11 protein-coding genes and 1 riboswitch are annotated in these 12,309 nt (G+C 39.2%); of the genes, 9 read left to right on the top strand and 2 right to left on the bottom strand.

Features of this window, described 5'->3' with window-relative positions; translation table 11 throughout:
* Positions 1-100: 100 nt before the first annotated feature.
* From BW935_RS00660 to BW935_RS00650, 3 genes are read left to right on the top strand one after another with little or no spacing between them, the layout of a single operon-like run.
* Positions 101-319, top strand: coding sequence for a PLDc N-terminal domain-containing protein (locus BW935_RS00660; RefSeq protein ID WP_076497556.1), 219 nt, complete (start codon positions 101-103; stop codon positions 317-319).
* Positions 316-567 carry a PLDc N-terminal domain-containing protein gene (locus BW935_RS18835; RefSeq protein WP_084565750.1) on the top strand — a complete coding sequence of 84 codons (252 nt, stop codon included), beginning with the start codon at positions 316-318 and terminating at the stop codon, positions 565-567. Before BW935_RS00660 ends, BW935_RS18835 begins: the two co-directional genes overlap by 4 nt.
* 6 nt (positions 568-573) lie before the next feature.
* The gene (locus BW935_RS00650; protein ID WP_076497555.1) at positions 574-750 is read left to right on the top strand and encodes a PLDc N-terminal domain-containing protein; all 177 of its coding nucleotides are present in this window, start codon (positions 574-576) and stop codon (positions 748-750) included.
* A 168-nt stretch (positions 751-918) separates the two neighbouring features.
* On the opposite strand, the gene BW935_RS00645 is transcribed toward BW935_RS00650, so the two are convergent.
* Positions 919-1,827 (bottom strand): TIGR01777 family oxidoreductase, encoded by a 909-nt coding sequence (locus BW935_RS00645; protein WP_076497553.1) that lies wholly within the window; start codon positions 1,825-1,827, stop codon positions 919-921.
* Positions 1,828-2,057: 230 nt separating this feature from the next.
* Positions 2,058-2,125, top strand: a riboswitch (Fluoride riboswitch).
* A gap of 69 nt (positions 2,126-2,194) precedes the next feature.
* On the opposite strand from BW935_RS00645, the gene BW935_RS00640 reads away from it, so the two are divergent.
* Together BW935_RS00640 and BW935_RS00635 are read left to right on the top strand one after the other, a co-directional pair.
* Positions 2,195-3,481, top strand: coding sequence for a voltage-gated chloride channel family protein (locus BW935_RS00640; RefSeq protein ID WP_076497551.1), 1,287 nt, complete (start codon positions 2,195-2,197; stop codon positions 3,479-3,481).
* An 883-nt stretch (positions 3,482-4,364) separates the two neighbouring features.
* Entirely contained in the window at positions 4,365-5,408 is a 1,044-nt protein-coding gene (locus BW935_RS00635; RefSeq protein WP_076497549.1) for a hypothetical protein, read from the top strand.
* Between the two features lie 120 nt (positions 5,409-5,528).
* Here BW935_RS00635 and BW935_RS00630 read toward each other — a convergent pair whose 3' ends face one another.
* Positions 5,529-6,155 (bottom strand): class I SAM-dependent methyltransferase, encoded by a 627-nt coding sequence (locus BW935_RS00630; RefSeq protein WP_076497547.1) that lies wholly within the window; start codon positions 6,153-6,155, stop codon positions 5,529-5,531.
* A 232-nt stretch (positions 6,156-6,387) separates the two neighbouring features.
* Here BW935_RS00630 and BW935_RS00625 point away from each other — a divergent pair, with 232 nt between their 5' ends.
* From BW935_RS00625 to BW935_RS00610, 4 genes are all read left to right on the top strand, one after another.
* Positions 6,388-7,926, top strand: coding sequence for a SulP family inorganic anion transporter (locus BW935_RS00625; protein ID WP_076497546.1), 1,539 nt, complete (start codon positions 6,388-6,390; stop codon positions 7,924-7,926).
* 461 nt (positions 7,927-8,387) lie between these two features.
* Positions 8,388-9,140 carry a LytR/AlgR family response regulator transcription factor gene (locus BW935_RS00620; protein ID WP_076497544.1) on the top strand — a complete coding sequence of 251 codons (753 nt, stop codon included), beginning with the start codon at positions 8,388-8,390 and terminating at the stop codon, positions 9,138-9,140.
* A 129-nt stretch (positions 9,141-9,269) separates the two neighbouring features.
* Positions 9,270-9,695 (top strand): energy transducer TonB, encoded by a 426-nt coding sequence (locus BW935_RS00615; RefSeq protein ID WP_076497543.1) that lies wholly within the window; start codon positions 9,270-9,272, stop codon positions 9,693-9,695.
* Between the two features lie 117 nt (positions 9,696-9,812).
* On the top strand, positions 9,813-12,026 hold the full coding sequence (locus BW935_RS00610) for a tetratricopeptide repeat-containing sensor histidine kinase (protein ID WP_076497541.1): 2,214 nt from the start codon (positions 9,813-9,815) through the stop codon (positions 12,024-12,026).
* Positions 12,027-12,309: the final 283 nt, after the last annotated feature.

Genomic DNA, 12,309 nt, shown 5'->3' with positions numbered 1-12,309 from the left:
GTCTTTATGATTTTTTTGATGCTTATTTTCTTCAAAAAAAGAATTTAATGATAATTTTTATTAGTTTCGTTCAGTTAGTTTTAATCAAATCAACATTGAAATGGAATTAATAAAACCTTTTGATATGCAATTATGGATGCTGGCATTAGCAGCATTATACGGTATTTTATGGCTTTGGTGTTTGATAGACTTGATCAAGTCCGAATTTACGGATAATTCTATAAAAGCCTTTTGGCTTTTGCTTTTGGTGTTCCTAAATCCATTGGCACCTTTTCTTTATGGTCATTTTGCTAGAAAACAAAAATTAAGAACGAGATGAGTTTAATGTTTGTAGGGGGAGTTAGCGCAGGGGTATTCTTGCTATTTGGACTCTTGAGTTTTATTTTCTTTGTGCTTTGGGTTGTCACCATAGTCAATGCAGTTCAATCGAATTTCAAGGATCCCAACATGAAGTTAATTTGGGTCCTGATTATCTTATTTGCCAATTTTTTAGGTGTAATACTCTATTGGGTCATAGCACCTGGGCAGAAAAGGAGTGATTTTAATCAATTTAATCATCTTAAATAGATAGCTATGTTTGGATTAGGAATTGTAGGTTTGTTGATCTACGCTTATACGATTTATGATGTGCTGACAAGAAGTTTTGGCGCTCGTGGCAATGACAAAATTGTATGGATACTTGTGGTGTTATTTCTTCCGCTTTTGGGAACGATACTTTGGTTTCTTTTTGGAAGAAAAGGGACAAGCTGAGTTTTTTGCAAATGGTGTGAAGGTTCGAGGAGGGAGTTAATCTTCTTGGTACAAAGTACGATGTATCAAGCATGTCCTCTTCTATAGTTTTTTTAATGCATGCCAATCGAGAAAATGGGAGTTTTCTCTGCGTTTTTCTTGTGTCTATTGTGGTTTAAAAAACCCAAATCAATCTCCACCGCCACTGGAGAAGGTTTTGTCTAGGGCGGATTCTAGGCTTGGGTATCGGAATTGGAAGCCTGTGGCTTCGATTTTTTTGGAGGAGACTTTATTGCCTCCAGTGACCATTTGGGCCATTTCTCCTAGGACTATGGAAAGTAAAAACCCTGGGACGCCAACGCCAATGTAAGTTTTATTTACCCTATCGGCTGCAGCTTGGGTGAGTTCTCTATTGGTGGATGGCTTGGGTCCTACTGCGTTGTAGATGCCATTCACTTGGTCATTTTCTAAGGCAAAGACAAACATGCGGGCAAGATCCTCGATTTGTATCCAGCTCATCCATTGACTACCACTACCCAAAGGGGCAGCCACAGGAGGTTTAAGCATCTCGGGAAGTGCACCTCCATTTTTATCCAATACAATTCCTATTCTTAGCATGGCTGTTCTGAGTCCTAAGTTAGAGAGCTTTTTGCTTTCTGCCTCCCAGGCTATTACTACTTGAGCCAAAAAATCTGATCCAGCTTGGCTCTCTTCGGTCATCAAGCTGTCGCCTGTATTGAAGCCATAATAACCGACTGCACTTGCAGCGATGAAGGTCTTAGGCTTCTGTTCTGAATTTTCGATGGCCTCTCTGAGGAGTTGTGTGGAATGTGTTCTGCTATGGAGAATGGCTTGTTTTCTCTTGGCTGTCCATCTCTTATCCGCTACACCTTCACTTGCCAGATGTATGACAGCGTCTGCCCATGCGATGGCTTTAGGGTCGATATTCTTTTGATCTACATCCCAAAAAAATGATTGTTGTTTGTATTTATCTGGGGATCGACTTAGCCATGCGACCTGATAGCCTTTGCGTTCTAGATGTGCCGTAATTCTTTTGCCTACTAAACCTGAGCCCCCGGTAATTAAAACGTTTTTCATGGTATGATTTCTTTAATACAAAAGTCTTGAATGACGGTGTTTGTTTGATTTAAATCAGAAGTTAATCAATTTTCTTGCCATAGAAAACCTATTTCGGGGATTATTGGTGAGAAATCCTCTGCCTTCGGTTCACAAGTACCGAGCTTGGTGGGATTTTTTATCGATAGAAAAGCTGGTATTTATTTTAATATCTTTTTAAAGTGGATTTTAGATCAAAAAGGCTATTTTTGTTTTTCATAGGCGATGGGGTTCCGCCTTACAACCGCCCATTTTTGGTGCTGATGACTCCTACTTCAACCTTATTTCTCTTCTTTTTTGGGGATTTACCCATGGAAGATTTTATCTTAATCTCTTGTTGGAGTAGGCTATGGCAAATTTGAATTTTAAAGTATTTACCGCAGAAGAGTTTCTTCCCAGTCTCCGATTTACGATCAAATGGCTTGTGATTGCCACGATCATTGGTATGTTGGCAGGTTCTGCGTCGGCAGGTTTCTTAGTGTCGCTTTCTTGGGTGACGGAATATAGAGAGGAGCATTTGTGGATCATTGCCTTGTTGCCATTGGGAGGCTTGTTGATCGGGTGGACTTACCATCAAATCGGGCAATCAGTAGTCAAAGGGAACAATCAGCTGTTGGAGGAATTTTACAATCCTCAGCAAACTATCCCGCTTAGAATGGCTCCATTGGTTTTGTTTGGGACTTTGGCTACACATCTATTCGGTGGTTCGGCTGGTCGAGAGGGGACAGCGGTGCAGATGGGTGGAGCGATTGCAGATCAGTTTACCAAGTGGTTCAAGCTAGAAAAGGAGGATCGAAGAATTCTGATTACTATTGGCGTAGCTGCTGGCTTTTCCTCTGTTTTTGGGACGCCATTAGCAGGAGCTGTTTTTGCTTTGGAATGGTTGATTGTAGGAAGGATTCGCTATGAATCTATTTTGCCGGCATTTATAGGTGCTTATGTTGCTGATTATGCTTGTGCTGAGTTTTGGCAAGTTCACCATACTGCATATTCAATCCCTATTGTACCCAGCCTCAATTTGATCAATTTACTTTGGATCATTCCTGCGGGGATATGCTTTGGTTTGGCGGGGAGGTTGTTTGCCAAAGCCACGCATTTTTGGACTGATGTTTTCAGAAAATACATCAAATATCCACCCTTGAGACCTGTAGTTGGCGGTGCTTTGGTCGCTTTGCTAGTACTTGCCATGGGTACTACCAAATATATAGGATTGGGAATTCCTACGATAGTCGATGCTTTTTCAGAAGATTTGCCTTGGTATGATTTCTTGGCGAAGATCGGGATGACTTCCTTGACACTTGGGGCAGGTTTTAAAGGGGGAGAAGTAACGCCATTATTCTACACTGGCGCGACCTTGGGCAATGCACTTGCTTTCTTGATCCCTTTACCGGTTGCACTTTTGGCAGGGATGGGTTTTGTTGGCGTATTTTCCGGAGCAACCAATACACCCTTGGCTTGTACCTTGATGGGGATAGAACTCTTTGGTGCTGAGTCGGGGATTTTTATAGGAATAGCCTGTGTGGTAGCCTATATTTTCAGCGGACATGCGGGGATTTATAATTCTCAGGTTATTGGTTCACCTAAGAGTAAGCAGATGTTGTCTGATAAGGGAAAAAAGCTAGGGGAAAGAGGATGAAGTGGGGAGGAGGAAGGATTAAGACATGAGACATGAGATTCAAGATGTAAGATTCAAGACACAAGATATAAGACTTTAGATTCAAGACATAAGATTTGAAAAATAGTAGAGACTGGTTTATTTGGTTAGTTGCTTAATTGGTTATTTGATTAGGAATTAGGGGGAAGATTAGAGGAGCAATGGGAAATGAATAGGAATGCAAATCACATCAAGCTCATAGTGGGTTGAATTTTTTTGTGATAATTGGTTTCGAAGATCACAACAGGAAAAATTAAAAGTTGTGATTTTTAGCTATCCTCTTCTTTGGTGGGGTATTCGGTCTATCTATCGTCAACTCAATTTTTGTCGATGCGATGGTGAGTGATAATAATGATGCGCTAGAATTGAAGGTTGCTGAGCTTGAGAAAAAAATAGATCTTCTGTTAGAGAAAACTAATAAATCTTAGGGTCTGAGTTTTTTAGTTGGAGAAATATCAAAGTGTACAAATAAGCTGAAATTTGGGTTTAAAAATGCTTATTTTTACATTTTTGTATTGAATAAGCATGTTATGTTGTGTTTATTTGGACATTTTCGTAGTAATGGAATGAAGCAGTATGGTAGATCATGAATGAGCGTAAAAGATCTAGACCTGAGAGCATTTATTAAAAATCAACATAAATAAGGGTTTATTTTGGGGTATTTATCTCGCTGTTCTTTTGACTGGCAAAGAGAATGTGTAAATTTGTGTCATGTAAAAGGTCAACGCATAAAATACAGAGTCCGCTGTAATTTTTTTGAAATGGAAATTTCCCAGCATCCAGCCTAAATACTGAATCAAAAATCATTCAGTTTATTGTATTTGAATTCAGTGTCCGTTTTGAGAAAAAATCGAGTAAAATATATATGAGTTTAGCATCAGAAATCCAACAAGAGCAACCTGCAACCTTTCAAAATAAAGTTCTTTTAGTCTCCTTTGAGAAGCAATCAGGTTTAGTCAAAAAACTGAATAAGGTAGCCCAAGAAGTGGGGCAGCATGTGTTGGATCAAGTGCCAGCAGATCGTACGTTTAATTTTGTCACATTGAAATCTGCCATAGAGGAGGCAAAGGAAGGTGGGTACAATCTTATCGTAGCGGTAGATCCTGAGGGCGATAGGTTGTCATTGGTTGTGAAGAAGGGGGGTTCGGGTGCGTTTATGTTGCTCAATGCCCATCAGGTAGCGGCAGTTTTGTTACAGGAATGGATCAAGTCTGGTAAATATGCCGATCTACATTTGTTTAAATCAATTCTGATGTCGGATGTCTTGGATGTGGTTGCTAGGAAAGGCAGAATAGAGACCATCGATCAAGTGATCGGAGCTGGTGAGCTCAAGGCAGCCATGCATGCCAACCAAGCAGTTCTCTCTGATAAGCCTGTAGCAGCTTTCAATATAGATCAGCAAGTGATCCATTCTGATTTGAGTTTCGAGGATATCGTTTTGGAATTGGTAGCATTGGAGGCGATTCAGGGGTTACAAGAGAAGACCATCTATGATGCCTTATTGGAAGTGTATTTTTACAATGGCTTCTACAAGGAGAAGACGGTGGCGTTGGATTTGAGTTTGGATGTGCACAAGAAGCAATTGAATAAGTTTCTGTCAGAAGTGCGAAAGAGCCCGAAGTTTCTGGAGGAGATATTTTCAGTCAGTGCAGTGACTGATTTCAATAAGGGGATCAAGAAGAATATCCTGACCGATAAAGTATATAAGCATCCGATCACGGGCACCAATATTCTCAAAGTAGAGACAGTGGAGGGGGTGAGCATTACTTTTGTACCTACTGAAGATAAGTTGACTTATTATATTTCGGTAAGGGAATCTGTGAATTCTCCGGAGAGGTTTGAGATGGCCAATAAAGCCCTGGATCAGGAGATTTTCAAATTGGTTTCTTTTCTAAACAGGCAAATCTAAGCCTCATTAGAGTTCAATTCCTTCCAAACAATAGATCAAGCACTTTCGGCTAATCAATTGGTTTGGAAGGGGTTTTGTTTTTGATTAAGAAAAAACACAGCCGTTTTCAGGTATGTTGGATTACTTTTCAAATACACAGACTCTTTTTTGATCAGTAAAGATCAGCTTGATCCCAAATTGATCAGCTATCCAAATCATTGTATTCAATGAATAAAAGACCACATGGGTAGGGTCTTTGACGTAATACCAATCAGGAAAGCGACCTATTCCTTGATGCATGTCTGTCATGATAGAAAGCAGCCCTCCCTTTTCGAGTAAGTCGAGTATCTTCACTATCTCTTTTTGAGGATCATGAAAGTGTTCTAAACATTCGGTAGCAAAAATCAAATTATATTTTTCATTTTTAATCCCCTCGGGAAAGAAAAAAGGGTCATAACTGTCACAAGAGATTTGATAAGATTGAAGGATATATTTGATGGCGGGGCCTGGTCCACAACCAAAATCCAAAGCTTGGAGATTTGGCAGTAAATGGGACTTGATAGGGTCTATGGCTCGTCTCAAAAATGAAACATAACCATCATGATGAGGACCATTTTGATGCAGGAGATAATGTTTTTTCTCTCCTAATCCAGTAAAGGACGCTTTTGGCGCTCTGAAGATTAGATCACATGCCGAACAGTGCGTAAATTCACCTTTGAACTCAAAGTCATGACTAGGGGATAAACAAAGTGGGCAGTTATGAAACATTTTCTAAAATTGAACAAAAATAATTTCACATCAGTAGTATTCCTAAGAACAAATTGTCTTTTGCTTCTAAAAAGAGTAGCTTTGCAACTTCTTTTCACCAAATCACAAGCCTAAGGAATGACTTGTACTCCACCCTGAAACATATTTTTCATGTTAGATCACCCCTTTTCAATTGATTAGGAGGGTGATTATGTACCTTTTATTTACCTCTTCCTATTAAATTTATTATAGTATGACACAGATGTTTTATCGCCTGTTTAAACCTACGCAGGCAAATCTGAAAGATGAAGTATTATCCGGTTTGACTGTAGCCTTGGCCTTGGTGCCTGAAGCAGTTGCATTTTCATTGATAGCGGGAGTGAGTCCGCTGATTGGCTTATATACTGCATTTATTATTGGTTTGATTACCTCTATTTTAGGAGGTAGACCAGGAATGATCTCAGGGGCTACCGGCGCGATTGCTGTGGTCATTGTAGCATTGGTAGCTACACATGGCGTAGAATATCTTTTTGCTGCTGTGGTATTGATGGGCTTGATCCAGATATTGGTAGGGATACTGAAGCTTGGAAAGTTGATTCGCTTGGTGCCTCATCCTGTAATGTTTGGCTTTGTGAATGGCTTGGCAATAGTGATTGGGATGGCTCAGTTTGAGAATTTCAAGGTAAAGAATGCCGCTGGTGTATCTGAATGGATGACAGGAAGTCCGCTTTATGTGATGATTGCTTTGGTAGTTTTGACTATGGTTATTATCAAGTTTTTGCCAAAGCTAACTACAGCGGTTCCATCTGCCTTGGTGGCTATTTTGACCATTTCGGTGATTGTTATTTTCGGTGGTGTAGAAACAAGAACTGTTGGGGATTTGGCTTCCATCAGTGGAGGGCTGCCAGAGTTTCACTTACCTGTTGTCCCATTGAACTGGGACACATTGATGATCATCCTTCCCTATTCGGCAATTATGGCAGGGGTAGGCTTGATTGAGAGTTTGTTGACCTTGACCTTGATAGATGAAATCACTGAGACTCGTGGACATGGTAATAAGGAATGTGTTGCTCAGGGTATGGCCAATCTAACCACAGGTTTCTTTGGTGGAATGGGAGGCTGTGCGATGATCGGTCAGTCCTTGATCAATGTCAATGCGGGCGGTAGAAATAGAATTTCTGGAATTGTAGCCTCAATTGGGCTTTTGGTTTTTATCCTTTTCCTGTCTACTTATATTGAGATGGTGCCGATGGCTGCTTTGGTAGGCTTGATGTTTATGGTAGCTATAGGCACATTTGAATGGGCTTCTTTGAAAGTATTTAGAAAGGTACCTTTTCACGATGTATTGGTGATGGTGACCGTGACCTTGGTAACTGTATTCTTACATAACCTCGCTTTGGCTGTGTTGATTGGTGTGATTATTTCTGCTTTGGTGTTTGCTTGGGAAAATGCGAAAATGATCCGAACCAGAAAAAGGATTGATGCAAATGGGGTAAAGCACTACGAGGTATATGGTCCCTTGTTTTTTGCTTCAGCATTGACATTTGGACAAAAGTTTGATCCAATCAATGACCCAAATGAAATTGTGATAGATTTTGCTGAAAGTAGGATTGTAGATCATTCGGGAATTGATGCCATCCACAAGGTGACAGAACGATATGAGAAATTGGGGAAGACGGTTTATATCCGCCATCTCAATACTTCCAGCAAGGTGCTCCTATCTAAGGCTGAGAAAATCATCCATGTCAATTATACAGCTGATGATCCTAGTTTTAAGATAGTCACAGATTGATGACAAGAAAATGGTATAATGCCGTTCTAAGAAAAAAGTAAGAGTATCCGCAATGCTCTATAAAACAAAAAAGGCCCGCGATTTTAGTCGTTGGCTTTTTTTTTAGATAGGTCTTTCTGGTTATTGCAAAAAGTTTTTTCTAATTCGGATTTTTGATTTTAAGGTAAGGAACTCCTCAGAAATGATGGTGAACAGCTGGCTAGTCAATGTCAACTAAAATAATTTCAAAAAGGGTATTTTTTAAATAATCTCCTGATCAATAAGTTTTTTAACGTAAGATTTGAGTTTAAGCAATATTTACTTAGTTTAGAAAATTCCTTTTTACGAAGGATGTGGGATTAATTTGATAAAAAAGGCCAGAGATTTTCTCTGGTTTTTTTTCATTTGCAGGATTTGTGTATTTTTAGTGCATTGAGATAGAGTAAATTACTTTTATCAAGTTGGAGAATTTTTAACAAGACATGGAGATTCAAAATTCATCTACAAAAACAAGGGTTTTAATAGTCGAGGATGAGTTAGTCATTGCAGAGGACCTCAAGGACATATTAGAAGAGCTTGGTTACGAAGTGTGTGGTATAGCTATCAGTGCTCGAGAGGCTTTGGCGATGATTGAGGAGTTCAATCCTGATTTAGCATTGCTTGATATTCATATCAAAGGAGGTAAGGATGGTATCGAGCTAGCGGCTGACATCAATGCTAATTACCACCTACCTTTTATCATTGTGTCGTCTTATTCAGATATGCAGACACTTGAGAGGGCCAAGGGAGTTCATCCGTATGGGTATCTCGTCAAGCCATATAATGAGCGGGAGATTTTTGCGGGCATAGAAATGGCTTTGGCTAATTTTGCGAAAGAACAAGATAGAAAGGGAAGATCAGAAAGATCAGAGGATTTTGTGTTGAAGGATAGTTTATTTATCAGAACGAATGGCATGCTGGTCAAGCTCAAGTTCACTGATATAATTTATTTTGAAGCGGATGCGAATTATACCCAAGTCTATACGAGGGATAAGAAATATGTAATCCGCTCAATCTTGAAAGAATTGGAAAGTAAATTGGATCCGAATCGATTTGCAAGGGTTCATAAATCATTTTTGATCAATTTGGAAGAAATAGAAAGCATTCAGGCTGATGCTGTACAGATTGCAGGCAAGGAAATCCCAATCAGTAGAAACCAATACAGTTGGCTCCTTCATCAGATCAAGATGTTGTAGGTGTCTTCTTTCCTGTATTTCTGCACTTATTACACCTTTTTTTGCACTTGTTACCAATTGAAATCAATTGTGTACTGATAGTCAGTAGATTCATTTAAAATTTTTGAACAACCAAAAACAAAATGAATCATGAAAACATCAATCACAGTACTCGCCAGTTTTTTTCTAGTAGTTTTTGTAAGTTTTGCACAAGTGGAATCTCTTGTTGCCGTCAATACTGCTAACAATACCGAAAATAATGTGGAATTAAGAGACATGGAGCTCCCGGCATTTGCAGGAGGGCAGGAAGCCATGGCTATTTTTATTCAAAAGGAAATTGCTTATCCAGAATTAGCTATTAGACAAGGTGCAGAAGGGGTAGTATTGGTCAATTTTAGAATTACCAAAGAAGGAAAGATCATCAAGCCTTATGTATCTCAGGGTGTGCATCCTGCCTTGGATAAAGAAGCGCTAAGGATTGTTTCTGAGATGCCGCATTGGACTCCGGCTCTACAGAATGGAGTGCCAAGAGAGGTCGCTTATCAACTCCCTATTAGATTTGAGTTAAACGATTAAAGACTTTGCATAAGTTAACTACTAACTGTCTTCTGATTCGGGGGGCAGTTTTTTATTCTTTAAATTTTGATTAGTTTTAAATAGTTGAACTTTTGGTACTTATAAAATTTATTTGAGATGAAAAATAACATTGTTTATACACTGTTTTTCGTTTTGTTTGCCGCATTTGAAACTTCAGCACAGGTTCCACAGTGGGCACAAGATTCTTTGGCTTTTTACGAGAAAAAATTAGCCAGCCATATCAGTAAAGATCAGCTTGATGAAGGGAAAGCGGTAGTTGGTAAGATAGAGCGAGCTGGGTCTAACAGCTTGGATCCTGTGTTTTTTGAATTCTTTGAAAGGTCTCTTGAAAACAAATCCTATCAAAGTCAAGACGCGCTTATGGCGGAGTTGCACAAAAGTTTGGGAATGCTGGAGTATTTTCGTGGGAATATTCAAGCGGCGCTATCGACTTTTAATGATGCCAGGCTATACTACATCAAATCAGACGAGAAGAAAATGGCTGCTGGCATGTCGATGAACATCGGTGTGATGCAAGAGAAAATTGGTCAATATGACTCAGCAATCAGCAATTATAAATTAGCTGAGCCAGTTTTTAAGGAGTTTCAGGATGCAAAAGGGTTGAGTAATGTCTACGAGAATCTAGGGCTAGCGTATTATCAAGAAGATGATTTTGATTTGGCATTGCGTTATTTTGAACAAACAGATTCCTTGCTAAATACCTATCTGGATCCCAATGAAATTCGTTGGGTAGGCTTTTACATGAACAAACACCTTGTGCTTTTTAAAATGAACAGGGTTGAAGAAGGGTTGAAACTTTTGTTGAAAGGATTTCAAATAGCTGAAACGAATAAGCATGATTATTACATCAGCAAGCTAGGTGAGATGATGGGTGAGGTCTATGAGCTTCGTGGCCAAACTGATAAGCAGTATGAAGCACTGATGAAGAGTAAGGCATTTTTTAAGGATAGTAAGAATCAGCAAGCTGTGGCTAATCTGAATTATAAACTTGGTGTTTACCATTATCAATATGGTGTCATGGATTCTGCTATGGTGTATGTAGAAAAGAGCTTGGCATATTTCAAGGAAAATCAAATGGAATCTTCCATTGGTATGGTGCTCAATACTATGGGGAATATTGCCTTTATGCAAGAAGATTATGAAAAAGCCATACGGTATTACCAACAGACAGCTGAGTATCTTAAAAATGAAAAAACACAAGCCTATGCAGGGTTTCTTTTTAATATGGGATATTCATTGAACAAGGTGGGACAATCAGCACGTGCTTTGGAATATATGCAGCAGGCTTTGGAAATCAGAAAGCTGCTCAAGGATCTAGGAGGGATTAGAGACGCTTATCAAGGCATAGCCGAGGCTCAGGAAGGTTTGAGGAATTATCCGAAGGCATATGAAGCTTTTAAATTGTTTCACATATACTACGATTCTGTTTTCAATGAAGTCAAAAGTAGACAGTTGGCAGAACTGGAGACAGTGTATGAAACGGAAAAGAAGGATCAGACAATAGCTGTATTGGAAAGTGAAAAGGAAATTCAAAACCTTCTGTCGGAAAAGCAAAAGGCACAAATTTCATTTAGCATAGGAGGTTTAATATTGTTTTTGGGTTTAGCAGGTGTGTTTTTCAGACAATCCAAAATAAGAAAACAGCATAATCATATTTTGGCATTGAAAAATGAAGAAATCGCTAAGCAAAATGGAGAAAGGGAGCTTTTGCTCAAAGAAATTCACCACCGTGTGAAGAACAATCTTCAGATTATTTCAAGTCTTTTGAGTATGCAAACTAGGGGGCTACAAGATGAAAAGGTCAAGGGAGCCATGAAGGAAAGCCAAAGCAGGGTCAAGACAATGGCTTTGATACATGAAAAGCTTTATCAATATGAAAATCTTTCAAAGATCAATATGCAGGAATATATGATGCAGTTGAGTGATTTCTTGACACAGACCTATCGATCCGACAAGCAGATCAATGTGATTGTGGAGGCAGCAGAGATCAATTTGGATATGGATATGGCCATTCCAATCGGTTTAATCACGAATGAACTGCTTTCTAACTCTCTGAAGTATGCTTTTGAGGACAGGGATTTTGGTGAGATTCATATCATTTTCAGCGAAGAAGAGTCAGGGAATTACAAGCTTCGAGTGGAGGATACAGGGAAGGGTTTGGATAATGATTTGGATATAGAAAAGTCCAAGTCCCTTGGCTTGAAGCTAGTGAGAACATTGACTCGTCAGATCAATGGACAACTCAAAATCAGTTCTAATCCTGGTGCCTCATTCGAGATTGTGTTTAAGGAGGATGCTTTGGCGGCCTGATATGGGTATTTCGAATATGTAGAACTGGTGTTGCTTTACTGCTATAAAAAATAGTAACTACTCAACATGCTAAAAACCAAAGGAGTTGGTAGGAGATCAGAAATTGTTTAGCAATAATATCTCTCCATACTTGCTTTGAATATAAATTCGCCTTACTTTTGTACCACAATATCAGCAGAAGTCTGATTGAAACAAGAAAAAGCGATAAATAAGTCAAAAAACATATCACAGGTTAAAGCTGTTGGTAGTTCTTCGGTCTAATATCCGCAGTAGCAGATACAAG

Source organism: Belliella pelovolcani (assembly GCF_900156785.1).
Taxonomy (GTDB): Bacteria; Bacteroidota; Bacteroidia; order Cytophagales; family Cyclobacteriaceae; genus Belliella; species Belliella pelovolcani.
The sequence above is the reverse complement of the archived record's forward strand: the minus strand, read 5'-3'. Positions and strand labels throughout refer to the sequence as shown.